21 protein-coding genes are annotated in these 23,682 nt (G+C 52.7%); 7 read left to right on the plus strand and 14 right to left on the minus strand.

Translation table 11 applies throughout. The features are described from left to right. Positions 1 to 132: 132 nt before the first annotated feature. Entirely contained in the window at positions 133 to 1,407 is a 1,275-nt protein-coding gene (locus G8770_RS14395; protein WP_167188076.1) for a cytochrome P450, read from the minus strand. A gap of 64 nt (positions 1,408 to 1,471) precedes the next feature. After that, the gene (locus tag G8770_RS14400) at positions 1,472 to 1,789 is read right to left on the minus strand and encodes a 2Fe-2S iron-sulfur cluster-binding protein (RefSeq protein ID WP_167188079.1); all 318 of its coding nucleotides are present in this window, start codon (positions 1,787 to 1,789) and stop codon (positions 1,472 to 1,474) included. A gap of 297 nt (positions 1,790 to 2,086) precedes the next feature. On the opposite strand from G8770_RS14400, the gene G8770_RS14405 reads away from it, so the two are divergent. Next, positions 2,087 to 2,659 (plus strand): TetR/AcrR family transcriptional regulator, encoded by a 573-nt coding sequence (locus G8770_RS14405; RefSeq protein WP_167188082.1) that lies wholly within the window; start codon positions 2,087 to 2,089, stop codon positions 2,657 to 2,659. Positions 2,660 to 2,756: 97 nt separating this feature from the next. Here the strand turns inward: G8770_RS14405 and G8770_RS14410 are convergent, their stop codons facing one another. The 3 genes from G8770_RS14410 to G8770_RS14420 all read right to left on the minus strand — a co-directional run bounded on the left by G8770_RS14410 (position 2,757) and on the right by G8770_RS14420 (position 5,438). Beyond that, positions 2,757 to 3,113: an aldo/keto reductase gene (locus G8770_RS14410; protein ID WP_208022275.1), complete on the minus strand. Its 357-nt coding sequence runs from the start codon at positions 3,111 to 3,113 to the stop codon at positions 2,757 to 2,759. A 136-nt stretch (positions 3,114 to 3,249) separates the two neighbouring features. Next, positions 3,250 to 4,425 (minus strand): aldo/keto reductase, encoded by a 1,176-nt coding sequence (locus G8770_RS14415; RefSeq protein ID WP_243760513.1) that lies wholly within the window; start codon positions 4,423 to 4,425, stop codon positions 3,250 to 3,252. Between the two features lie 161 nt (positions 4,426 to 4,586). Continuing rightward, the gene (locus G8770_RS14420; protein WP_167188085.1) at positions 4,587 to 5,438 is read right to left on the minus strand and encodes an aldo/keto reductase; all 852 of its coding nucleotides are present in this window, start codon (positions 5,436 to 5,438) and stop codon (positions 4,587 to 4,589) included. A gap of 198 nt (positions 5,439 to 5,636) precedes the next feature. On the opposite strand from G8770_RS14420, the gene G8770_RS14425 reads away from it, so the two are divergent. The 3 genes from G8770_RS14425 (at position 5,637) to G8770_RS14435 (ending at position 9,752) form a co-directional block, all read left to right on the plus strand. Beyond that, positions 5,637 to 6,542: a LysR family transcriptional regulator gene (locus G8770_RS14425; RefSeq protein ID WP_167188088.1), complete on the plus strand. Its 906-nt coding sequence runs from the start codon at positions 5,637 to 5,639 to the stop codon at positions 6,540 to 6,542. 343 nt (positions 6,543 to 6,885) lie between these two features. Further along, positions 6,886 to 7,413 (plus strand): (2Fe-2S)-binding protein, encoded by a 528-nt coding sequence (locus G8770_RS14430; protein ID WP_167188091.1) that lies wholly within the window; start codon positions 6,886 to 6,888, stop codon positions 7,411 to 7,413. After that, positions 7,410 to 9,752, plus strand: a complete 2,343-nt coding sequence (locus G8770_RS14435) for a xanthine dehydrogenase family protein molybdopterin-binding subunit (protein WP_167188094.1) — start codon at positions 7,410 to 7,412, stop codon at positions 9,750 to 9,752. Before G8770_RS14430 ends, G8770_RS14435 begins: the two co-directional genes overlap by 4 nt. Positions 9,753 to 9,771: 19 nt before the next feature. Here the strand turns inward: G8770_RS14435 and G8770_RS24680 are convergent, their stop codons facing one another. Then, a complete protein-coding gene (locus G8770_RS24680; protein WP_167188178.1) occupies positions 9,772 to 10,002 on the minus strand; it encodes an IS66 family transposase in 231 nt (76 codons plus the stop codon). 25 nt (positions 10,003 to 10,027) lie between these two features. Between G8770_RS24680 and G8770_RS14445 the strand changes: the two genes are divergently transcribed. Beyond that, a complete protein-coding gene (locus tag G8770_RS14445; RefSeq protein ID WP_341771154.1) occupies positions 10,028 to 10,420 on the plus strand; it encodes a phospholipase D-like domain-containing protein in 393 nt (130 codons plus the stop codon). Between the two features lie 306 nt (positions 10,421 to 10,726). Further along, positions 10,727 to 12,196: a DcaP family trimeric outer membrane transporter gene (locus G8770_RS14450; protein ID WP_167188097.1), complete on the plus strand. Its 1,470-nt coding sequence runs from the start codon at positions 10,727 to 10,729 to the stop codon at positions 12,194 to 12,196. 23 nt (positions 12,197 to 12,219) lie between these two features. Here G8770_RS14450 and G8770_RS14455 read toward each other — a convergent pair whose 3' ends face one another. Further along, the gene (locus G8770_RS14455) at positions 12,220 to 13,086 is read right to left on the minus strand and encodes a class III extradiol dioxygenase family protein (protein ID WP_167188100.1); all 867 of its coding nucleotides are present in this window, start codon (positions 13,084 to 13,086) and stop codon (positions 12,220 to 12,222) included. Further along, the gene (locus tag G8770_RS14460; protein ID WP_167188102.1) at positions 13,079 to 13,480 is read right to left on the minus strand and encodes a protocatechuate 3,4-dioxygenase; all 402 of its coding nucleotides are present in this window, start codon (positions 13,478 to 13,480) and stop codon (positions 13,079 to 13,081) included. Before G8770_RS14460 ends, G8770_RS14455 begins: the two co-directional genes overlap by 8 nt. 123 nt (positions 13,481 to 13,603) lie before the next feature. Here G8770_RS14460 and G8770_RS14465 point away from each other — a divergent pair, with 123 nt between their 5' ends. Beyond that, positions 13,604 to 14,494 carry a helix-turn-helix domain-containing protein gene (locus G8770_RS14465; protein WP_167188105.1) on the plus strand — a complete coding sequence of 297 codons (891 nt, stop codon included), beginning with the start codon at positions 13,604 to 13,606 and terminating at the stop codon, positions 14,492 to 14,494. A gap of 70 nt (positions 14,495 to 14,564) precedes the next feature. Here G8770_RS14465 and G8770_RS14470 read toward each other — a convergent pair whose 3' ends face one another. The 6 genes from G8770_RS14470 to G8770_RS14495 all read right to left on the minus strand — a co-directional run bounded on the left by G8770_RS14470 (position 14,565) and on the right by G8770_RS14495 (position 23,681). Further along, positions 14,565 to 15,215, minus strand: a complete 651-nt coding sequence (locus G8770_RS14470; protein WP_167188108.1) for an SCO family protein — start codon at positions 15,213 to 15,215, stop codon at positions 14,565 to 14,567. After that, positions 15,212 to 16,531 carry a methanethiol oxidase gene (mtoX, locus tag G8770_RS14475; RefSeq protein WP_167188111.1) on the minus strand — a complete coding sequence of 440 codons (1,320 nt, stop codon included), beginning with the start codon at positions 16,529 to 16,531 and terminating at the stop codon, positions 15,212 to 15,214. Before mtoX ends, G8770_RS14470 begins: the two co-directional genes overlap by 4 nt. A gap of 520 nt (positions 16,532 to 17,051) precedes the next feature. Continuing rightward, complete coding sequence (locus G8770_RS14480) at positions 17,052 to 19,328, minus strand: TonB-dependent receptor (RefSeq protein WP_167188114.1); 2,277 nt, start codon at positions 19,326 to 19,328, stop codon at positions 17,052 to 17,054. A 253-nt stretch (positions 19,329 to 19,581) separates the two neighbouring features. Beyond that, positions 19,582 to 20,811: an acyl-CoA dehydrogenase family protein gene (locus tag G8770_RS14485; protein WP_167188117.1), complete on the minus strand. Its 1,230-nt coding sequence runs from the start codon at positions 20,809 to 20,811 to the stop codon at positions 19,582 to 19,584. A 24-nt stretch (positions 20,812 to 20,835) separates the two neighbouring features. Further along, the gene (locus G8770_RS14490; protein ID WP_167188120.1) at positions 20,836 to 22,449 is read right to left on the minus strand and encodes an AMP-binding protein; all 1,614 of its coding nucleotides are present in this window, start codon (positions 22,447 to 22,449) and stop codon (positions 20,836 to 20,838) included. 2 nt (positions 22,450 to 22,451) lie between these two features. Then, positions 22,452 to 23,681: a thiolase family protein gene (locus G8770_RS14495; RefSeq protein ID WP_167188122.1), complete on the minus strand. Its 1,230-nt coding sequence runs from the start codon at positions 23,679 to 23,681 to the stop codon at positions 22,452 to 22,454. Position 23,682: the final 1 nt, after the last annotated feature.

Here is a 23,682-nt window from a genome sequence, read left to right on the forward strand (position 1 = left end):
AGCTGTGCTAACACCGCATCAACTTTTTCTAAACGGGGGTCCTGTAGATCGGGTTTGCCATCGAATCGATACCGGGTTACTGCTGAACGCACGCAAAAATACAGGCGCTCATCCAGCAAGCCACCGCAAGCTTTAATGACCTTCCAATTGCAGATACAGGTTATCCAACCCTCGAATAATGAAAGAAGGTTCAAACTGGTATTGACGGGCACCCGGCTCGCCATGCTTTTCGGTAGAAATTTTGATCGAGGAGGTATGATCAAAGAAACAATTCAGAATGGTGGTCACTTCAGCCCTGGCCAGCGGTGCACCAGCACAGGTGTGGGACCCACGTCCAAAGGCGATATGTTCGCGGATGCCCGGGCGCTTGAGTTTAAATTCACTGGCGTCATCTCCCCAGCGGCGCGGATCGCGATTGGCGGCAGCCAGCGCTACGATGACTTGTTTACCTGCCGGGATTTTAACCTCACCGACCATCGTATCCCGACGCGCTACACGATGAGTGGCTTTGGACGAACCTTCGAGTCTGAGCACTTCCTCAATCATCCAGGGAATTAGTTTGCGGTCTTCACGCAGCTGTTGTTGTAGGCCCGGCACGTCCACGATGTAACGCATGGCATTTCCCAACAACTTGGCGCTGGTATCCTGGCCTGCCGCAAACATAAACACTGCCAGCTTCACGAGTTCCAGAATGTCCGGCGTGGCCCCGTCCGGGTATTGGGTCGTGATCAGTTCCGACAACAAATCGCTGCCCGGGTTGGCAGCCCGCTCTTCGAGATAGCGGTAAAAGAAACCTCCCATAAACTCCAGCGTGGACATGTCAGTGGGGCTGTCGGGGTTTTCAATACTGCCCACAGTCTGCCCCTGTGCAATGTGTTCTTCAAATAAGGCTCGATCCGCCGGTGGTACGCCCAACAAATCAGCAATGACCATGGTCACATAGGGTGTCGCAATCTGATTGACCAGTTCACAACCGCCCTGCTCAACCACGCCTCTGACCATTTCGTCAGCGTATGACTGCATGAACACCTCATTGGCTTTCAGGCGCGACGGTGTAAACATACGACTGATCAAGGACCGAACGTTGGTGTGACGGAGGTCATCAAACGTCACCACCAGATCACCGCCAACGTATTTGTCCCGATTGGCCTCAAGCGCCTGATTAATATCATCGCCCTGCGGCTCAAACGGCAGAGGGAATGCAGAGCTGGCCAGCGAGTTGAGTGATGAAAAGTCGGTGGGATTACGCAAGATCTCCACACACTCCTGAAACCCGCTCACCAGCAGGCAATCATGAGTTTCCAACTGACAAATTGGCCCACGTGGGCGCATCTCTTCGAAATACTGATAGGGATCCATCAGCACGGTAGGGTCTGTAAAATAATCTCGCTCTTTAGGCTGGGTCATGATTTTTTCACTCGCTATATTTATTATCAAATGGAGATCCGGGGGTTACCACAACTTGCGGAGACTACTCTTCGGGTGCGATTTGCGTCTGCATACCGTCCATCGCGGCCGTCAGCCGCACCTGACACGCTAAACGGGAGTTTTCCCGATAGGATTCAGAAACTTCCAGCAGAGCAACTTCATCTTCGGTTTTGGGGGGCAATTTATCGAGATATGCATCCTCGATGTACACGTGACAGGTCGCGCAAGAGCACACGCCCCCACACAATGCCAGTAAATCCGCCACACCGGCGTCGGTGATTGCCTGCATCAAGGTGTTACCGGAATTGATTTCAATGGTCTGCTTGTGTGCCTGCCGGTCTGTGACATAAACATTGGCCATATGTGCATACTCCTGAATGAGTGGTTGTTATTCACCAAATTCCTGCTACGAGTGAAGAGCTCCTGCTGTGACTGACGCGGACCCTAGTCTTACTCTCAGGATTGAGGCAAGATGCTCGTTGACCAAACACCTCACTCTTATTGATACATCAAGTATCATTTATACTAATGATACATAAAGGATCATTAGCGGGCAACCATATTTATTTGAGCGAAGGATTTTTATTATTTACTATTAAATAACAATAACTTACGAAATAAAACAAAAACAGATACCAATAATTTTTAACGAGACACTATGAATCATAAAGTAACCCCCGAGACTCAGCTCCCCAAAAAAAGAGCGACCCGTACCCGGGATGCCTTGTGCAAGGCTCTGTTATCACTGCTGGAAGAAAAGGCACTGGAGCAGATCACGGTGAAGGAGATCACTGCCGAGGCCAATGTAGGCTACGCCACTTTTTTTCGTCGCTACCCGGATAAAGAGTCGCTGCTGCACGACCTGGCGGCTTCGGAGATTCGCAAGTTACTGGCGATGACCCTGCCCATTTTCTACACCGAAGACACACTCGCCTCCACACAAACTCTGTGCGCGTACGTCTGGGAAAATAAAGCAATATGGCGGGCGCTGTTGACCGGTGGCGCCGCGGCCACTTTGAAAGAGGAATACCTGCAACAGGCGCTGGCACTGGCTGAAGAAACTTCAAGTCCAAAAGCCTGGCTACCGGATGAACTGGCCGTAACCTTTGCCGTTACAGCCGCGATAGAGATTTTGTCCTGGTGGTTAAAGCAAAGCTCACCACCCAGCGTAAAAGAAATGGCTTATATTGTTAATCGATTAGCAATATCGCCCATCTATCTGCCAACATAATTGCGGTGCCGGTGAATGAAACTCCTGTCAAGAGCGATAACTCTTTTCTAATCAGTCTATAAAAATGGATTGATAGGCAGTCGCGCCGTGAAACGGCTTAACGTACCCCGGCGACTTCTTCGATAGGCACCTTTGGATCGACGCGATGTTGATAATGCCGATCAAGGTAATCGGTTCCCAGGCGCATGAAAGAGGCCTCGGTAACCCTCCTTATGTGTTCCGGCCTGCTGTTAAGCACATTCAGTCCTTGTTCGGCATCAAGGCCGAATTTCGTGGCAATGACCACCTGATCCCAAACCGGTTGCAACGCCTCACCGACCATTTTTTCGTTGCTGTAGGGGCCGTAAATCTCGTCCGTGTCGAAGAACGTAACACCACGATCAACGACTGCATGTAACAGTGAGGTGCCCTCATTCTTAGTTACCGTACCTGCGTAGCCGAAATCCAGCCCCATACAGTCAAACCCAACGCCGAAACATCTAACCCGTTGTTTCCCAATCCACGTTTTTTCATTAGTACACCTTCGTTTTAATTCAAAGATAACCAAGTGCAATTTATGGGTAATTAACCAAAACGCGTCATCCACTTATTTATTTCGCCATGGCAGGAGCCTCGACATCGGAATACACCTGTACCGCATCCGGCAAGCGCTGCCCACGAATCTCGATACTCGCAATGGCATCACTCAATTCTGTAAATTCGGCAGGCGTGAAGTGAACCTCACCGGCACCAATATTCTGAAGCAGGTGGTCTTTGTTGGTGGTTCCCGGAATCGGCACGATCCAGGGCTGTTTCGCCATCAGCCAGGCCAGTGCGATTTGGGCTGGAGCCGCGCGCTTACGATCAGCCCAGTCTGTTACCAGATCCACCAATGCGACGTTCTGCTGCAGGTTCTCCGGCGAAAAACGGGACTCGGTACTGCGAAAATCACCGGGTGCGAAGGTTGTTTTGGCATCAATCCATCCCGTCAAAAATTGCACGCCAAGAGGGCTCCAGGGGACAAAGCCAATACCGAGTTCCTCGCAGGTCGGAATTACTTCCTGCTCGGGTCCACGCCACAGCATGGAATACTCACTTTGAACGGCTGACACGGGCAGTACAGCATGTGCACGCCTTAGAGTTTTCAGCCCCATTTCAGAGAGTCCCCAGTGCAAAACCTTGCCCTGATCTATGAGGTCTTTTACCGCACCCGCCACATCCTCAATGGGCACCTCGGGATCTACCCGGTGTTGGTAAAGAAGATCGATCCGGTCGGTATTGAGACGTTTGAGCATTCCTTCGACAACACGTTTAATATGCGCCGGTCGACTATTCAAACCCGGACGACGTTCGCCGGTTTCGGGATCAATGTTCCAGCCGAACTTGGTCGCGATCACCACCTGGTCTCGGAAAGGCGCCACACCTTCACCGAGGATGCGCTCCACTTCCCATGGGCCATAAGCTTCCGCAGCATCGAAGAAAGTCACACCTTGATCAAACGCTGTCCGGATCACACTGATCATTTCTGGCCTGTACGGAGTAGTCCCGGTATAGGTTCGACTCATGTTCTGCACACCAAGACCAATGCTCGACACTTCAAGCGCGCCCAGTTTCCTGCCTTTTAGAGAAAAGGACCTGTTGGGATTGCCCTGCTGACCCTGGCCACTCTCCGCATTTACATGAGCAGGCAGGAGTGAAGCGGCAGCAACACCAGCCCCGGCCATCAGAAATTTGCGACGATCGATAGCTGCGGGATGGGGCCTCGGATGATTCGTTGGCTCTTTCAAGAGAGTTGTCTCCTCGACTGTTGTCTTATTCAAGCTGACCAGAAAAAACTCGGCTACCGTGCGTGTGAACAAATGTCGTGAATTTCCCCAACACCTGATCCACGCACTTGGGCACCCAGTCAGTTTCACTATGGGTGGTGCCATCCATCAAAACGTTTTCGCTAGACTTCCAGCGTCCTGGAGGTCAACCACTCCACCATGGCCGGATCGCGATGGGAAAAGAAAGCACTGGTGGCGACATCCAGCGCGATAATCCGGTTCATGTCAGTGACCGACAGTTCAAAATCCAGCACATTCAGATTTTCCTGCATGCGCTCCTTGCGCACGGTTTTCGCCAGTGCCACCACGCCGCGCTGTACCACCCAGCGCAGCACCACCTGCCCAACCGTTTTGCCGTACTGCTGAGCGATGTCCGTAAGTACGGGGTGGCTGAACAACTCATTACGCCCTTCCGCAAAGGGCGCCCAAGCTTCAGGCTGAATACCATGGGCGTGCATCCAGGGAACGGCATGCAACTGCTGATTAAAGGGATTCACTTCCACTTGGTTGACGGCAGGCTTGATACGATTAAAGGCCATCAGGTCCGCCAGCCGGTCCGGGTGAAAATTGCTGACTCCAATAGCTCGCACCTTGCCGGCATCCAGCAGTTCCTCCATCGCGCGCCAGGCGCCGTGCACATCACCGTAGGGTTGATGGATCAGGTACAAATCCAGGTAATCGGTCTGCAAGCGATTCAGAGAGCGCTCGAACTGAGCCTTCGCCCCGTCGTAGTTGCTGTCCTGTAACCACAATTTAGTGGTGACAAACATCTCATTTCGAGGCACTCCAGACGCTCTCAGGGCGCTACCCACTTCGGCTTCATTTTGATAAGAAGCCGCCGTGTCGATATGGCGGTAACCGGCATCAATGGCGTCTATGACAGCTTGCTCACACGCCTTGGGATCGGTGATCTGAAACACACCGAAGCCCAATGTCGGTATCTCGACACCGTTGTTCAGGGTAAGGTTTTTCAATTTCTGCCTCCTGTTGTCCAAGTTCTGAGACCTACTGTAGCCCCATTGGGTGCTGTTGATTAGATACCTGATTTCGCTTACATTAATGAAAAATACTCATCAATATGCTATGGCGCACAGGAAAACATAGTAGTTTTGACACCATTAATGTGCCAACTGGTATGAAGATTAAGTTGTTTGTTATAGGCAGGAGCATCCATGTCTGAGAGTTTGAATGACCTGCGTGCCTTCACGTTGGTTGCTGAAGCGGGCAGCTTTACCAAAGCCGCCGGCCAAATGGGCGTCTCTCAATCTGCCCTGAGTCACACCATCAAAGCACTCGAAAAGCGTATTGGTATCAAGTTACTGAATCGTACCACCCGAAGCGTATCCACGACCCAGGCCGGAGAACAGCTACTAAACGACATTGCCCCGCTGATTTCCGGGATCGAACAAAAGCTCAGCGCACTGAATGAGTTTCGAAGCTCTCCCCGAGGCACTTTGCGGATTAACGGCACCGAACATGTCATTCACTCTATCCTGTGGGACAAGCTCAGCCGCTTCGCCCATGATTACCCCGACATCCATTTAGAGATCACCACCGACTACACATTGACCGATATCGTAAAAGACCGTTACGACATCGGCATTCGCCTCGGACATGCTGTCGACAAAGATATGATTGCGGTCAGGATCACACCCGACATGCAAATGATGGTTGTTGCTTCACCGGAATACGTACATACCTATGGGAACCCGAACATACCATCAGATCTGGATCATCATCGCTGTCTGGCTCTACGGTTGCCAACCCATGAAAATCTCATGAACTGGGAACTGCAGAAATCTGGCGATGGGTTTCAAAAAGCAGAAATAGTCAATATCCACCCCCGGCCCGTCATGATATTCAGTCATGCGCACTTATTGGTGAAGGCTGCTGTCGACGGATTGGGACTTGCCTGGGTCCCGGCATTGATGGTGAAAAGCGAACTGCAAAGCGGAAAACTGGTTAGTCTGCTGGATGAATGGGTTACGACTTACGATGGTTATTACCTGTATTACCCCAATCGCCGCCAATCGTCACCCTTGTTTCGATTATTGGTAGATGCACTCAGGCTGAAATAGGACAGTTGGGTACTATACTATTAGGCATCCCCAAAAATGTGACCGGGTGGCGATAGCCGATGCCTACAAAGTTTGGGGCCAGACCTATGAGAACCCTGAATATGTCGCCCGCTTGCACGAAGTCCTGGAGCCGGAAGAGTAAGCCAAAATGAGGGCTATACGCGAGGAGACACATCCTCCAACACAGACCCGTGATGACCCCGGAGCGCTGCCTCTCCGATTTGATTTATTAGGCAGTCTCATAAGCCTTATGAATTAATAGACATTAACAACCCATTGATACTATGTACAATTGCAGGCTAGCCGATTGCTATTCACTTTACAGGCCGCGCGAGGATTCAAGATGACCGTCATTTCCGTCAATGGAGAAAAACGCGAGGTAAAAGCTTCGCCCGAGGTACCCCTTTTGTATGTACTGCGCGGGGAGCTGGACGTGATGACCCCCAAGTTTGGGTGCGGCCTCGCCCAATGCGGTGCCTGCTCGGTATTGGTTGATGGCGAGGAGGTCCGGGCCTGTATTACCCCCATCGCCGCACTCGACGGCAAGGAAATCACGACCGTTGAAGGTCTGCCCGCACGCTGGCAACAGCAGCGCAACCTGGCTGACGATGCAGAACGCCTGCATCCGGTGCAACAGGCCTGGATCGACAAGCAGGTGCCACAATGCGGTATCTGTCAGTTTGGCATGATGATCAAAACGACCGAGCTGCTGGAAAGCAACCCCACCCCCAACGACGCGGCCATTGTCGACGCCCTGACGACCTCTGGTCCCTCGCCGCATCTGTGCCGCTGTGGCTCCTACGCTGCTATTAAGGAAGGCATTCATCACGCGGCTGACTTGATGGCCGCTTCCGGGGGTGACAAATCATGAACAAAAAAGCCGAAGAGCAAGACACCACGGCTACCGAAACCCTAAACATTCATGGCGCCAGCCTTAGCCGCCGCAGCTTTCTCGGTGTCAGTGGCAGTCTGTTGGTATCACTGGCCCTCAAACCAAACCTCGGTTTTGCCAACAGCGCCGTCACCAATTCGCTGGACGCCGCGGCGCCGAACAGCTGGGTAGAAATTCATGCCGACAACACAGTGGTCATTCGCACCGGCAAATGTGATTTTGGCCAAAGCTCCATCTACACCGCCTATCGACAAATCGTCGCAGAAGAACTGGGTATACCGGTGGATGCCATTACCACGGTCATTTCCGGCGATACCGACCGTACCCCGGACGGTGGTGGCACCTTTGGTTTACTGCGCACCAATGTCCTGAACCTGCGCAAGGTTGCCGCCTATACCCGCGAAGCGGTGCTCAAGCTGGCGGCGCAGCGCTTCGGTGTGTCACCAGATAGTATCAGCATCAAAGACGGTATCCTCAGTGCGGGTAGCAAGCGCGCCAGCTACGGCGAGATTGTTGCCAAACAGGCGCTGACGCTGGAGATTCCGGTGGAAGGCGAATTGACCAGCTTCCGCGGGCTTACCGTGGCCGGCAACCCGCCATTAAAAGACCCGGCCGATTACACCGTGATTGGCACGCCGGTCAAAAACCCGATTGTGCGCCCCAAAGTCTCGGGTGAGTTAACCTGGGTGGGCGATGTCAAACTGCCGGGGATGTTGCACGCCCGGGTCATCCATCCGGCGACGCTGGGCTCTACCCTGGTGAAAGCGGGCAATGTCGATAAAAGCCGGTTTCCCAACGCCCAGGTTGTTGCCATCAACAACCTCGTGGCCGTGGTCTCGCCGGACGAATGGGAAGCCGTGCAGGCGGCAAATGCTGTGGCGGCAGTCACCCAATGGAGCGACTGGGCTGGGCTGCCGGGCTCAGCGCAGCTGCAAGAGCACCTGCGCAGCCAGGTGGACTGGAACGAGGTGCCTGGAACCGCTGGCCGCTTCAACAGCGGCGACGCCGCGGTTCAAGCTTCCCGCACACACGCCGCCAGCTATTTTGTCCCCTACCACAAGCATGCGCCCATCGGACCGACGGTGTCCTTGGCGGAAGTTACCAATGGCACCATTACCGTCCATACCCACAGCCAGAACCCGCAATTTTTGCGCATGGCGATTGCCAAAATGCTGGGCGAAAGTGAAGCTGCGGTAGTCATTCGCACTTACCCCGGGCCGGGTCATTTCGGCCGCTCCAACGGCGGTAATGCCGGCTCGGAAGATGAAGCGGTTTTGTTGGCCCGCAAACTGAACAAACCGGTGCGGGTGCAGTGGATGCGTCACGACGACATGCAGTGGTCGACCCAGTCTTCCGCCATGTTGTCTGACATTCGCATTGACCTGAATGACAGCGGCAAGATTCTCCGTTACGAGGCCACCCACTTTGGCCCCCCCATGCAGGACGACCGACCGATCGGGGCATTGCTGGCAAACTTGCCGACCATCTCGTCGCCGTCGCCGAACAACCCGTCGCCGGTACACCGGGCCGAAATGTATGTTGCCGACAGCTGGGTCTACGCCGGTATCGCCAATGTGGCCGAAACCGGCCATGGCACCTACCAGCTGGGGGAGCGGGAATCGCCACTGAAGGTAGGTCTGCGCGACCACTCAATGCGTACACCGATCCAGTTTCAGCAGAACTTTCCCCGTGAATCGGCCATCACCGAAGCGGCGGCACTGGCGGGCACCGATGCACTGGAATTCCGTCTGCAGCACGCGACGGATCCCCGCTTTCAGGCTTTGTTAACCCGACTGCAGAAAGAGTCGCAATGGCAAACCCGACCTTCACCTGCAAAGGAGGATGAGTCAGCTACGGTCTTACGCGGCCGCGGGGTATCGATTATGTTCCGCGACAACGGCTACTGGGCCTGTGCCGCCACGATCGCGGTCACACCGGCAACCGGCGTCGTGAAAGTGGAGCAGATTACCCTCGTGGCCGACCCGGGCATCGTGGTGAATCCACTACAGCTCAAACGTCAGGCTGAAGCGGGCTGTCTGATGGGGGTTTCACAGGCACTGCATGAAGAGGTGGCCTTCGATCAGAGCCGGGTCACCAGCAGCGACTGGTACTCCTACCCGATATTGACGATGGCCGAGGTACCCAAACTGAATGTGGTAATAGCCCCGTTCCAGGGCGCAAAAATTTACGGCCAGGGCTCGGAAAGCGCCAACGCGCTGGTGCCCTCTGCCATCGCCGGTGCCTTTTTTGATGCTACAGGCAAGCCGGCGCGCCGGTTACCGCTGCGTCCCGATTACATAAAGACACTCTTGCTGTAATGCCAAATGATGCAGTTGGCTAGAGTGGGCGCACTACCAATACCGGGGCCGTTCTGCGGCTCCGGTGTGTCACCTTGCGACGGGCGTGAGCCCAGCATCCGAGATGAGCTATCTCATAGTCTTTGCACGAAGATTCATAACCTTGATAGCCATCGACCAACAACGCAGAAACTTCAGCTGTCAGTAGGCTGGTCGGAACGCTGCGATTGCGAGTGGGCTCGTAGCGGAAGAACAGTGCGGGAGGATGGATTGGCGCTTACGCTTCAACCAACCACATTCCTGCTCATGCGGCTTATGAGCGTTACCGTAAAGAGTTGCTGGAGATGGGGTTTGATATTTATGAAGCAAGACCTGATACCACTCAGGTAGTTAAAGGCCTCGATCAAACTTCAACGCTGCACACCAAGCTTATCGTCATTGATTCCCGCTACTCCTTCATCGGCTCCCTGAATCTGGATCCTCGCTCGATTGTGATCAATACCGAATTAGGGATACTTGTTGATTCGCCGGAACTTGCGAACGCCTTGCTGGATGATCCTATTTCGATATTTGGTAAAGTCGTCTATAAGTTACACCTAAATGATGATGAAAAAGTAGAATGGCATGGCATCAATGAAGAAGGCCCCGTCGTCTATCACAACGAACCTCACACCAACTGGTGGCGGTGACTCGTATCGCGCCTCTACAGGTTACTGCCTGAGAGTCAGTTGTGAATATTTAAGAGTCCGACTTTCTTGTTACAAAGCAGAGTTTCAATACCAACAGTGAATTTGTTTCATAAGGCAGTGTTTATTACTTATTTTCACTCTGACAAGAATGCACAAGTGCCAAAACCATTGACCCAAAAAATCTCAATTTGATTTTCTTACCCCAACTGGCAATGCACTTCGCGTAAAAACCGTTGTTTCTCCTATACTCCTTTACTAGCCGCGTGGTCTTCGCGGCAATCGCGTTGCAAAAGGAGTGCCTCCCGTATGCCTGCTCTGTCAAAGTTGCTCTCGTGCGCCATCCTGATTGGGTTGAGCGTCTCCCTGCCTGCTCTTGCTGATGACAGCGAGCGTATCCAACAACTGGAACAACGACTCGAAGAGCAGCGCGCCATCATGGAACGACAACAGCAAATGCTGGAAACCCTGCGCACAGAAGTAGAACGGTTGAAAGGCGAACCACTCACGATATCGACCCCACCCTCATCCGACCCTTCTGCAGGACCAAAACCGGCGACCATTGCCTCGCCACCCGATCAAACCGCCGCCAACCAAACTTCGCAGGATACCATTATCTACGCCAGCGAAAAAAAGGGGGCTCTGCAACTTTATGGGCATCTGCAACTGGACGTCATTCACGACTTTAATCGTGTCGACCCGGATTATGCCGCCACACTCCGACCTTCCGCCATCCCCACGGTCGACGGCAGTTTTGGGCAGGATGGCGAAACCCGGCTCAGCGTCAAACAAACACAGTTAGGTCTGAAAGGGTCGCTGTTCACGCCAGTGGGCGAGGTAAACAGCTGGTTTGAATTTGACATGTTCGGCACGGGCAGTGACACCGGCCAAACCACATTCAATTTGCGTCACGCCTGGGTCGAAATAGGCAGGCTGGGGTTCGGGCAAACGAGCTCGACCTTTATGGACATCAGTATTTTCCCCAACACCATTGACTGGTGGGGCCCGGCGGGCATGGTGTTCAACCGCAACCCTCAAGTGCGCTATACCTGGACAGGAAAGAGTAGCGGGTCCGGCACCCTCAACGGTGGTGGTAACGAGCTGGCCATTGCGCTGGAACAACCCAACGCCAGTTTCAACACCGGCATCTTTGGCGAGCTATCGCCGGTCATTGATGAACGCGCCAGTACCCGCACCGAGTATCCAGATCTCACCGCCCACTGGCGTAGCGTGCACGATTGGGGACATCTGCAACTCGCCGGCGTGTTGCGCAAGCTGGAATTTGAAACCATCTGCCCCGGTGATCCGGCCAGCTGCCTGTCCAACAACCGCCCAAAAGATGACGAGACTGGCTGGGGTGTAAACTTCACCGGTGTCCTTAACACCTTTGGACACGATCAATTAAAGTTTGGTGTGGTGTACGGTGAAGGCATTGCCAGTTTCATGAACGATGGCGGCGTTAACCTGGCACCCGAAGACAATGCCATTGAAGCGGTACCCATACTGGGGACCACCCTCTACTATGACCGCTACTGGTCACCCCGCTGGAGTTCATCCCTTGGCGTCTCCGTCAACGATGCCGACGTGCGCAATCAGCAGGCCGACAGCGAATTCGACCGCGGCAGCTACGCCAGTGTCAATTTACTCTATACCCCCTACCCGGACTTTATCATCGGTCTGGAAGCCCTGTACGGTGAACATAAAGATGTGGGCGGGCGTACCGGCGAAGACTTCCGCACACAACTGACCTTCAAGCACAAATTTTCCACCGGCTTTTGAGCGGTTCGCAAGCAAGAATTTCGCTAATAAGAGAGTCGCTCATTTTCCAGTACCAGCACGCCCGCTCCGGTGTTTGAGATGGGTACATGGTAGTGCTTATGAATCAGTTTGGCATCGTCGGCCAGGGCGCCACGCATGACCAGCCACATAATGGTTTCAATGCCCTCAGTCCCGGCTTGCGCCATGATTTCTGCGTTGGAAAACTGGGTCATCCACTCCGGCTCACTGATGATACGCTCCATACATTCCAGATCAAAATCCACATTGATCAGCCCCGCACGCTCACCTTGTAATTGATGAGACATGCCCCCGGTGCCCAGAATTACCACCCGCAAATCCTCCGGGTAGGATTCAATTGCCTTGCCCAAAGCCTGCCCCAGTTTCAAACAACGGGCAGCAGACGGCACTGGGTGTTGTACGGTGTTCACTGCCAGCGGAATGGTTTTGATCGGCCACGAGTCACCACTGCCCTCTTCTCTGTTGCCATAAAGGGCTCGAATAGGATTCACAAAACCGTGGTCGACTTTCATTTCCTGACAGGTGCAGATATCAAACTCCTGCTCAACCAATGACTCGGCCAGATGCCAGGAGAATTCAGCGTCTCCCGTAAACGGGGCCACCGGTTTCAGTCCCCAGCCTTCGTCGGCATTTTCGTAAACATCCGCGCAACCCAGGGCAAAGGTCGGTACCTTATCGAGAAAGAAATTGAGGCCGTGGTCGTTGTAGACCACAATCAGCACATCCGGTTTGACCGCATCCAGCCAGGCTTTGGCGGGTTCATAACCGTCAAAAAATCGCTTCCAATAAGGTTCTTGTGTTTTCCCTTCGGCGATGGCGTTACCCACGGCCGGAATGTGCGAACTGGTAATCCCACCTAAAATGCTAGCCATGCCAATACCCCTCCTTCTCGCTCAGTTTTTGTTGCAGGTCAGATCCATGGGATAACAAGTTGTCTTTAAAGATTTCGGTGCTGATCCCCTGAAACGCGGCGCCTGCATCCTGCACCGAAACACCTCTGGGAATCGCCATCTTCGCCATGTAGTAGATGTTGGCGCCCAAGCGCAACATCCTGAGAAAATCGTTTTCAAGCACTGCTGTTTTGTAATCCCCACTGACACCAAATTGATCACAATACGCGGCCGGATCCTGCTCAAATGACTCCCTGTTTCGCTCCTCATTAAAGGAATACAACAACTTATTCAGTTCATAAGATGGGTGTGCACGCCGGCCATCGAAAACATAAGTTCCCGGAATGTCGTCGTACTCGTGTGATCGCCAGACCATCGCAAGAACCTCTCCGCAATTAGAATCATAAGTAGAAGTTGTATATTACTAGTATTAATTGCGGTTAAAATGGCTTTTTATAGGTATACTATTGTACAAATCGAAGATTCTAAGAAATTACGCATGTCGCTAAAAACCACAACCTCCGAGGTTCCCTCAACAGACTTCTATGGCGAGTCGACGCTCTGGCCGGTAACGGATCTGGTCTACAGTGAGCAACTCAGTCTGCGCAGTGCCCTCTACGATTGGCAGATCAAACCCCATAAGCACCAGGATTTGATGCAAATTTTTTACGTAGAATCCGGCAGCGGGAGTGCCCAGGTGGATGACCGCTCACTGCAGATTGCCAGCGGTGATTTACTCGTGGTGCCCGATCAGTGCGTGCACACATTTCGGTGGGCAGAAAACTCAAGCGGCTATGTGCTGTTTATCGCACGACCGTTAATCACGAAACTCGATAGCGTGATTGGTCCCCTGCCTTGGTGCCATGGCAATGCCAACTGTTTTCCACTGGGTGACGATCAGAGTTTCATAATAACCCTGCTAACCGCGCTGCACCGTGAGTGTGAAGGCAACCAGCCCGACCGGGAAATCAGCCTGGAGAATCAGGCACTGTCACTGTTCATCTGGCTCAAGCGACAGCATTGTCAAAGTACCAGCGAGAACCAACGGCACAAGCATAAAAGTCAACATAAGCTGGACAAGTTCATCCACTTGCTGGAAGAACATCACTGTCAGCAGCACAGTGTCAATTGGTACGCCAAATCCATTGGGGTCTCCGCACCGCACCTGAACAGCTTGTGCAAACACTATCGCCAGCAAACCGCATTGGGGCTGATTCATCAACGTTTGTTATCGGAGGCCCAACGGCAGTTAATTTACACCAACAAAACCGCAGCAGAAATAGCCGACATGCTGGGCTTTGCCGATGCTGCGTATTTCAGTCGTTTCTTCAAACGTCTTAGCGGAGTAGCACCCAAGACATTTCGGCACCAGGACACCAGATCACCTTAGCGAGCGCCTCCATTGAACGAGGAGCCTGCTGACAGCAGACACTTTTTTTGCCCGGCGGTTTCAACCCATACTATTCTTGGAGAAGCGTTTGGATGTCATTGTAGACCGTGTCCACATGCAGGAATCCGGCGTTATAGATATTGCGAATGTTGCGGTCACGATCAATCAAATACACCCTTAATATGTGTGACATGCTACCCGAATAGCTGCCGTCGTCCTGATATACCTTTTGCCGCCACTGATCATACCCCTGCAGCAGCGGTGCCAGATCGGCTTCGGAATCGGTTGTCAAAAACAACCAGTCAAACTCCGGGTGACGAAAATGATGAGCGTAGGTTTTCATGATTTTCGGGGTGTCATACTGAGGATCAAAACTCAGGCTGATTAAACGCACCTGATCGCGTAATGACGGTGTTTTCAACAATCTTGCCTGAACCTGTTTCATCACATAGCTGGCCAGAGGACAACCATTCATATCGGGACACTGAGTGTAAATAAAGCCCATCAACACAACACGTCCGTCAAACAGCTCATGCAAGTGATGGGATTGGCCGGCTGTATCGCGAACGGTTCCATCCACAGCGGTGCCAAGCGGCGGCAGATGGTAAGTGCCTATTTCCGGAGGTTGATAATCCAGTGTGCCATAACCCGGGGCCAGTACCTGAGCCCCGGCATGGCTTGCAATCAGCAGGGAGATTGCCAACAGAGTCAATGCTTTCATCGGCTGGCGGCTTTCACTCCGTGCAAGGCATACGCACCAAATCGCATTTGATGAGGTGCGCCGAGGCCTTCGGCGATGAAATCTATCGCGAACGTGGGCGTCAGCGATTGACCATCAAAATTATAACCCTTGAAATATTGCAGATCTGGCCCGACGGGAGCCTGTTTATCCCATTTGGACAACAGCGACGAGGTGTAATAAACCCGTTTCCCGTCCCAACTTTGCGACACCATGTTCACCTGTTCGCCGATTTTCTTTTCGTAGATCTGTCGTGCGTTGAAGGGATCACTGACATCAAACAGCCGGGTCATACCGTCATTCCAGGTATTCACCCAAAGGCGTGTGTCGTCTTTTGAGATGGAAATATCAACGGGCAGTGGGATCTTGGAGGCATCACCAATATCACCTACCGCCTTGGCTTGCCAGTCGCCCTCTTTATCTTCATAAACCAGCCAGACTTTCGACGTCAGCGCCGTGCTGGTGAAACAATAGTCGTGATTTTTATCCCAGGCACAGCGAATTTCCAGTGGAGCCCCGGGTACATCCAGCACTTTTTTCGGTTGTTTGGCGTGTAAGTCCCACACCACCATGGTATTGCCAAAAGCCTTCATGGCTTCTTCATCACCCATGACACTTCCCAGTTCCCGCATGTAGTTTTTGAAACCGGTAAACGAAGAGGTCAACATCAGATTTTTTCGAGGCAACACCCGTAAATCGTAACCGTAGCCATCGGCAAACTGCCCGGATTTTTTCGCTCCCTGAAGATCGCTGTCTGTCGGCATCCAGTAGGTAGCGACGTATTGACCCCCATTGGTGTATTCAACCAAAGCAGTGCGACCGCTGCCATCTTCGCTGTTCGACAGACCGGTAAGAATGATACGGCCCGGTAAGGCATAGTTAGTGTGCGGGCCGACAACGCCACCACTTTTTTCGACAAAATCCTCAATGGTCTTGTGCAATCTGGGCTTGGCGGGATCGGTATAGACATCAAAAATAAAAATTTTGCTGGTGTCCAAACCCGACGCCCACAAAAAGCGACGGTCATCGGTAAACCCTGTATGGTGTGCCTCGTTACGTCCACCCACAGACAGCGAGGCCACCACTCGGCCATAGTGGTCAGACTCCGGGTTCACATCAACCGTGACCAGTTTGTCCTGCTCATCACCCACACCGGGTACGCCCAACGTCCAAATGTAGACAAAGTCTTCTTGTCCTTCAATCTTGGCCATGTAGGGAGACATACAGGTTTCATCAGCCCAGGACACTACCGAGGCCATCAGGAAAAAACAAAATGAAATTATTAGAGTTGTTTTCATGACAAAAATCTCCTAACCGAACGGAGTGATTAACCCTTATAGATTAGACGATTGGCCGCTCGCTGCCACTTTGATCTCTGGGCCGTGCATACTTTGCCACCTGGGCGCAGACACAGGCGCGCCTATGACACATTCGATAGAACGGATTAATGACAATTCTGCTAGCCTTAATAAGCTGAGCTTGCGAGCTGGGGTCGTTTAGTCGTTTTTTTGAACGTCTGGCCGGTGTGGCGCCGACGGCGTTTTGGCACCAGTAAGTTAGGTCTCAAGAAATCCGGACACTTGAAGTGGAGACTGATCCTTGCACGCCTTAGAGGCCACTGTGAACCTTATCGCTAAAAAACCTGATATCAGCCAGTGTCACCTTGCAGATACTCTATTGAAGTACAACCCATTTCCTTGATATGAATGTTCGCTATAAAAAAACCCGCTGCCATTCAATGGCAGCGGGCAAAAGCAAAGTCATGCAAGCTCCAAACTATGTATACTCCAAACTATGCATACTCCAAACTGCAATACATTAAAAACGGTAAGTAAAATCCACCCCCATACGACGCGGTAAGCCAACTGTGTAATAATCGTACCCAAACCCCGTTTGTAAATTGATCGCGTAGCTGGGTTCATCATTGTCTTCCAGGTTTTTCACCCAGAACGCAAGGCTAAGTGCGTCGTCGGCAGAGTCCCAGGTCAGCTTGACATTCGACATCCAGCTCCCCTCACTTTTGATACCCGCGTAGTTAAGATCGTCGTTATAGGCAGAAAACCACTGCTCGGCGGTATAAACAGTATCGGCACTGATGCGAAATATACCCGCCTCGGTGTCTGCGACAACGTAATCCATCGCGAGGTTAAAATTTACATCGGGGGCATTGAACAATTCATTGCCATCGAGCTCAATCAGCCCACCATTCTGAGTGTCAGACAGTGTCAGCGATTTGAATTCCGTGTTCAGGTAGCCCAACCCGGCGTTGAGGCTTAAATTCTGGGTCAGTCGAGCAATCAACTCCAGCTCCAGGCCCTGGATCGAGGATTTATCACCATTCTGCAAAAATTGTTGAATGCCTATCACATTCACAAATTGCTGATCGGTGTAGTCGTAATAAAATGCTGAGCCGTTTAGCTGAATTGACCCGTCGCGCAACTGCGTTTTGAATCCAACTTCGTAGGCATCCACAAATTCCGGTTTTGCGACACCGACCTCGTTAGCGGCAAACTGTGCTCCACCATTGAACGCACTGCTGCGGTAGCCACGGCTGTAACTGGCATAGAGCAGAGTATCTTCGTCAAGCGCGTAATCCAGGCCCAACTTGCCCGTCAATTCGCTGTCATCAAACTCTGCATTGTCAGGATTAAAACTGCCAGGCGCAATCAAGTCTACAACGGGATTGCGATCGTAATCGGCTAACTGTGTGTGCAAATCCTTACCATTACCCTCGTCTTTGGTGTAACGAACACCTGCGGTCAATGTCAAACTTTCAGTCAAATCATAGGTGGTGTGTAAATACACAGCGATGGAGTCTCGCTCCTGGGTATAGCGCTGTATTGTTGTGAGGCCTGAACCGGAGACCGGATTTGTCATAAGGGTGTTGGCCGGATCAAACGGGATGCCAAAATCTTCAGTAACATGATACATCTCATAGATGTTTTCAATGTCCATGGTGTCAGTGGCATAGTATATTCCCGCAATAAAATTAAAGGGGCTGTCATAATCGCTGGTGATTCTTAAGTCCTGAGCGAACTGGCTCACCTCTGCACCCCAATCAATCTCTAGCAGTTGCCATGGCGCGCCATCGGTATCGGCTTCATTCAAGCCTTCGCCCGTTAGGTAAGCCGTGATTGAGGTCAGGGTATACTTGTCCAAATCCCAGTTGAGGGTAAGCGTAGCGCTTTCAAAATCAGTACGGTAGGCTCCGGATTTATTGTGGCTACCTTCCCAGGCGTCCCAGCCATCTTGACGTGGTCGCTGCCCGATCAATGCCCCCACAGCGTCGGTGTTGCCCACGCCCGGAACAGATATCCGCCCTTGCGAGATGACCGCGGTAGTCTGACCATCACTCTCTCCGGCGGCATATCGCAGCGTTGCGTTCAATCGCTCACTCTCATACAGCAAGGTCACCCGACCCGCCCACGTATCAATAGAGGACAGATCATCTCCTCCGGGAAAATGATTGTCGTGATAGCCGTCGGTTTTGGTGTAGGTATAGGCCGCACGCAGGCCCAATTTGTCGTCTATCAGCTCGGTTTCGGCGGCACCGTTGACATGCTCGCGACCATTATCGCCCATAGTTAGGGTTATATTTCCGCGGTTACCTTCCAGTGCGGGGGCGCGGGTGATGAAGTTGATGGCGCCCCCGGTGGTATTTTTGCCATACAATGTGCCCTGAGGCCCACGCAGAACCTCTACCCGCTCCAGATCAAACAGCGCCATGCCCTGCAGAAAATTCGCCCCGACATAAGCTTCATCCACATACACTCCGACCGGTGAAGCTTGATTGGTGTTGTAGTCGGACATACTTTGTCCGCGAATGGAAAAAATAGGCTGCGTTTCTCCGAAAGGTGAGGATACCTGTAGATTCGGGACTCCGGAAGCAATGTCATTGGCCGTTTCCATCTTCATGTTCTCCATACCTTCGGCGGTGAAGGCACTGATGGCGACCGGAATATCCTGAACACTTTCACTGCGCTTTTGAGCGGTGACGACAATCTCTTCCAGTTGAAAGTTGGCGGCTTCCACATTGAGCGCGGCGACGGTCAGCATGATGGCCTGAGTCAGGCGGGATTGGGCTATTATATTCATCTTACTCTCCTCGTTATTCATTTTTATGTTTGTTAAATTATCAGTATTCTGTGTTCAGGGGGATGTGCGAGAGCACCCAATATTTGTGCATTCACGACAATCTTATGATTCGACATGTCTCCCTGATATACCTGTTATTTTTCACCCCTCTGGCGTCGGGCCTACAATTTCCATCTCCGGATGCAGTGCTACCGAATAGGAAAAAAGGTGATTCAGTTGATGAGAAAACATATCAACCTCCGCAAAAAATGTGTCAGAGCAGTTCAGGGTTTACCAACAGGCTGCCACCCTTGAGCGCCAGGACTTCGTTACAGCCATCGGCAATCAGACCCGCCCGGGCATCGCGCAGCAGTTTTTCCATGGGATACTCCTTGGTCAGACCGTTGCCACCAAACATTTGCAAAGCGTCGCTAGCCACTTCAAACGCGAGTTGGGTTGCAGTGACTTTAGCGGCGGCAGAACCCTGCAGGGCTGGTCGGGCCACCGTGGCATTAAACTCCATGACCCGCCGCACCAATGCCCGAGCAGACTCCACTTTGCGAAACATGTGAAACAGACGGTAACGCACAAGTTGGTGTTGGATGATGGGGACCCCACCCTGTTTGCGTTCGTGAGCATAGGCCAGAGCGTGTTCATAAGCAGCGCGCGCCACGCCGACAAACATCAGGCCAACGTGCGGATTGGCTTCTGCCAGCATGCGATATGCCAGCTCTTCATAGTCGTCTGGGCCAGCCAGTAAATGCGAGAGGGGCACTTCGACGTTATCAAAATAGAGTTCACCCTGGTTCAGACATCGCAAACCCAGCTTATCCAATGGCTTGCCACGACTGACGCCGGGCAAATCCAACGGCACTATGACCGCAATACCAGGTTGGGTTGCGCCGTCTACTTCGGCATGACAGAACAAGGCGCACACTTCTGCCGTCATTGCACCAGAGACCCAGGCTGATTTTTGTCCGTTAATAATGACCTTGTCACCTTCGATGCGAGCGACACAATTTGGTCGGCCGTAACGGCTGTTCTTTTCCTGTAGCGCGCTATTGGCATCCAGCATATCACTGCCGTGATCCGGTTCGGTGATGGCCCAGCAGCCACGCTTGCCTTCACAGAATTCGACCATGGCCGTATTGCCGGCGAGCATGGAGTACATCACCGGAAAATGGTTAACCAGGATCGCGCCTCCCAGCCCGGCGTCACCCCAGGACAACTCTTCAGAGGCTATCGTCAACAAACGTACCCGCTCCAACGGTTCCAGTTCTGCCATGGCCGTCAGACTTAATCCAAGATCTTGTGCCTGTTCCAGCACATCCCACAATGGTGAATCCGCCGCGACCATCTCTTCGGCAGAGAGTCTGTCCAGTGCAATCCCGGCCGGGCGCAGGACTTCAGCGGCAAAACGGTGAGTCGTTTGTTGAATAGCCTGTTCCATTTCGTTCAACGGAGGCTCAAGACCACTTAAAGGGAGTTCTATATATTTATTCATCGTCTTTCTCCACTATTTTTCGTTTCAGGCAGGATTCATTGCAGAGCCTTGACGGCGCAGCAGGGTTTTATCTTCAATGACGGAATCAGCATCGGGGTTGAAGGCATCCAATAAAAAACGTTCCTGAGGTTTTTCCGAGGCAGTCTTGGGGATATTGCTGACAATATGCAGGTAGCGCGGGACCGAATTTTTTTCGAGGGACTGCCGACATTGTTCGAAAACCTGCTCTGCATCGAAACTGCATACGTCCGCAGGGACGATGGCGGCAACAACATCCTTTTCACCCGGGGCACCATTTTGAATCGGTATTCCGTAGACAAAGACGTCGTATACGCTGTTCATCTCTGACAATACTTTTTCGACAAAGGCGGTGTTGATAAAATCGCCATTGCGTCGAATTCCCCCCCCCATGCGATAATGAAAGTACAGCCAGCCAGCGTCATCAACATGACCGATATCGCCCATACGCAACCAGCCAGCATGGGTTTTCTTGGCTGACGCTTCAGGGTTCTTGAAGTACTGCACGACTGGCGTGCTGCCATCGGCATGGCGAAAACAGATTTCTCCTGCTTCGCCCGCAGCGCACTCATTACCTTGCTCATCGAAGATTTTTAAATCCAAAATTGCAGGGGCCTTGCCGCAACTGCCAACAGGTCCTACGCCTGCGGGGTTGAACGTCAATCCGCCTTCGGCTGCACCATAAAATTCAAACAACTCAACATCAAAACGCCGGCCAAAATCCTCCCAAATTGCCGCGGGCATTCCGGCGCTGAGGATGATGCGTACCGGATTGTCACTGTCATCGGATCTTGGCGGTTGTGCGTAGAGAGCGGTTGTCATTCCGCCCAAAAGATTAAACCAGGTACAGCCGTAATGACGGCTTATGTCCCACAGACGAGATTTGGTAAACTTGCGACTAATCACGCAACGAAGCCCCAAGGCCAATGAGCAGCCCAAAGTAATCAGCTGCGCATTGGCATGAGTCAGGGACAGCCCGGTGTAAGGCCGGTCGTCTGCGTTTAACCCCAGTACGGTTGCGATCACTTCGGCCGTGGCAAAGCGACGGTGGGGTGCCAAAATCGCTTTGGGATCGCCCGTGGTGCCGGAGGTGTACAACATCTGCATGGGCGCATCGGGATCTGTGCTCTCGATGGGTAATGGTTGGGTAGGCAGTGCACTCGACAGTATCTTTTCAATGCCCGCCTCAGTCTGCTCACCCATAGGCAGAATCCAGCAGTCATTGCGTCCGGCCCAAACCGTCTCGACGTTGGCACGCGCATAGTCGGCCACTACCGCCCCCTTGCATTCGGCGTAATCAAGCATGTATTTCAGCTTTTCGCCCTGTGTGCGTGGGTCGATGGGTACAAAAATCGTTCCCAGTATGGAGGACGCGACCATCAGATCGACAAACTCCGGATGGTTAGCCATGACCAGCGCAAAACTGTCGCCTTTTTGCATGCCCTGTGCTTGCAACCACGCAGCCAGACGCTGACCGTTATCCCACAGCTGTTGGTAGGAGCGCGTTTCCTCATCAAAATTGCCCTTGCTGTCGATATCGACAAATGTCAGTACATCCAAATTGGGACACCGATCTACCCAATCCGTAATGCGGTTTGCGAGTATGGTTAATTCAGACATGTTTACGCCTCCCGAGCCAAGATGCTAACCACCATCGCGGCGGCATCCAGACTGATCATACCGCCCCCATTTTGAGCCAAACCAAGGCGGGCACCCTCCACCTGGCGCGCACCACAACGGCCTTGCAGTTGTTCCGTCAGCTCGACTATCTGTGCAATACCGGATGCACCGATGGGATGACCTTTACGCAGCAAACCACCCGATACATTCACCGGCACGCTGCCGCCAAGACGGGTAGTTCCCTCGTCAATTAAACGCCCGCCTTCACCTTTTTCGCACAGGCCCAGGTATTCATAGGTGAAGATTTCAGACGGTGCAGACGCATCGTGAAGCTCCACCAAACTTAAGTCCTGGGGACCGACACCGGCGTATTCGTAAGCCATATTGGCAGCGTAACTGGCGACATCCGTCGTCATATCCCAACCCGATACCAAAGCGGATGAGAGCACCTTGACCGGTTTTGACAGAGCCAGTTGTCTGGCTTTACGCTCACTCACCAGCACGACAGCAGCGGCTCCGTCGCCAATTGGTGAACACATGGGCAGCGTCAGGGGATATACAATTTCACGGCACGCCAGGACTTCTTCCACACTCATGGCGACTTGAAATTGGGCGTTTGAGTTGAGGCTACCGTGAAATGCATTCTTGGCGGTGACACCGGCAAATTGTGCCTGGGTGGTGCCATGGTTTTTCATATGGGCGATGGCCATCAGAGAGTAGATGTCCATAAACACCGAACGGGTCTTGCCGGCATGCTCCGTGTCTACCGCCACGCCCGCCCTGTCTGCCAGCGCCTGTAGAGCTCCCAGCATGCCGCTTGACTGCTCGGTATCAACTGCACCGTCAAAGGCTGCGAAACTGCGTGCCTTGTCCTGGTGGTACAGTTTTTCGAAACCACAGACCAGGACCACATCGTACAGACCGGCTGTCACCATGGCGCAAGCTTGATTGAACGCGGTAGAGGACGTCGCACAAGCATTTTCAACGTTAACGACGGGAATTTTGCCGATACCCAGTTCGCGCAGGGCCACCTGGCCAGAAATCATTTCTTGCCCCTGAACCACACCGGCAGCGCCATTACCCATATAGGCGGCCTCAAGATCGTCAACCCCAAGCCCGGCATCCGCCAACGCCTTGGTGATCGCCTGACCCGCCAGCCCTTTCAACGACACATCCAGATGCTTGCCAAAGCGGGTCATTCCGACTCCGGCGACATAGGTATTCATTTTCATG

This window comes from Pseudomaricurvus hydrocarbonicus (assembly GCF_011602365.1).
GTDB classification, from domain to species: domain Bacteria; phylum Pseudomonadota; class Gammaproteobacteria; order Pseudomonadales; family Cellvibrionaceae; genus Pseudomaricurvus; species Pseudomaricurvus hydrocarbonicus.

What these genes read in the sequence shown, in the direction of transcription:
- G8770_RS14485 (WP_167188117.1), bottom strand. Translation starts at nt 20,811, where the DNA reads ATGAATAAATATATAGAACTCCCTTTAAGTGGTCTTGAGCCTCCGTTG.
- G8770_RS14455 (WP_167188100.1), bottom strand. Translation starts at nt 13,086, where the DNA reads ATGGCTAGCATTTTAGGTGGGATTACCAGTTCGCACATTCCGGCCGTG.
- G8770_RS14400 (WP_167188079.1), bottom strand. Translation starts at nt 1,789, where the DNA reads ATGGCCAATGTTTATGTCACAGACCGGCAGGCACACAAGCAGACCATT.
- G8770_RS14490 (WP_167188120.1), bottom strand. Translation starts at nt 22,449, where the DNA reads ATGTCTGAATTAACCATACTCGCAAACCGCATTACGGATTGGGTAGAT.
- G8770_RS14430 (WP_167188091.1), top strand. Translation starts at nt 6,886, where the DNA reads ATGACCGTCATTTCCGTCAATGGAGAAAAACGCGAGGTAAAAGCTTCG.
- G8770_RS14450 (WP_167188097.1), top strand. Translation starts at nt 10,727, where the DNA reads ATGCCTGCTCTGTCAAAGTTGCTCTCGTGCGCCATCCTGATTGGGTTG.
- G8770_RS14425 (WP_167188088.1), top strand. Translation starts at nt 5,637, where the DNA reads ATGTCTGAGAGTTTGAATGACCTGCGTGCCTTCACGTTGGTTGCTGAA.
- G8770_RS14395 (WP_167188076.1), bottom strand. Translation starts at nt 1,407, where the DNA reads ATGACCCAGCCTAAAGAGCGAGATTATTTTACAGACCCTACCGTGCTG.
- G8770_RS14465 (WP_167188105.1), top strand. Translation starts at nt 13,604, where the DNA reads ATGTCGCTAAAAACCACAACCTCCGAGGTTCCCTCAACAGACTTCTAT.
- G8770_RS14470 (WP_167188108.1), bottom strand. Translation starts at nt 15,215, where the DNA reads ATGAAAGCATTGACTCTGTTGGCAATCTCCCTGCTGATTGCAAGCCAT.
- mtoX (WP_167188111.1), bottom strand. Translation starts at nt 16,531, where the DNA reads ATGAAAACAACTCTAATAATTTCATTTTGTTTTTTCCTGATGGCCTCG.
- G8770_RS14495 (WP_167188122.1), bottom strand. Translation starts at nt 23,681, where the DNA reads ATGAAAATGAATACCTATGTCGCCGGAGTCGGAATGACCCGCTTTGGC.
- G8770_RS14435 (WP_167188094.1), top strand. Translation starts at nt 7,410, where the DNA reads ATGAACAAAAAAGCCGAAGAGCAAGACACCACGGCTACCGAAACCCTA.
- G8770_RS14410 (WP_208022275.1), bottom strand. Translation starts at nt 3,113, where the DNA reads ATGGGGCTGGATTTCGGCTACGCAGGTACGGTAACTAAGAATGAGGGC.
- G8770_RS14405 (WP_167188082.1), top strand. Translation starts at nt 2,087, where the DNA reads ATGAATCATAAAGTAACCCCCGAGACTCAGCTCCCCAAAAAAAGAGCG.
- G8770_RS14480 (WP_167188114.1), bottom strand. Translation starts at nt 19,328, where the DNA reads ATGAATATAATAGCCCAATCCCGCCTGACTCAGGCCATCATGCTGACC.
- G8770_RS14460 (WP_167188102.1), bottom strand. Translation starts at nt 13,480, where the DNA reads ATGGTCTGGCGATCACACGAGTACGACGACATTCCGGGAACTTATGTT.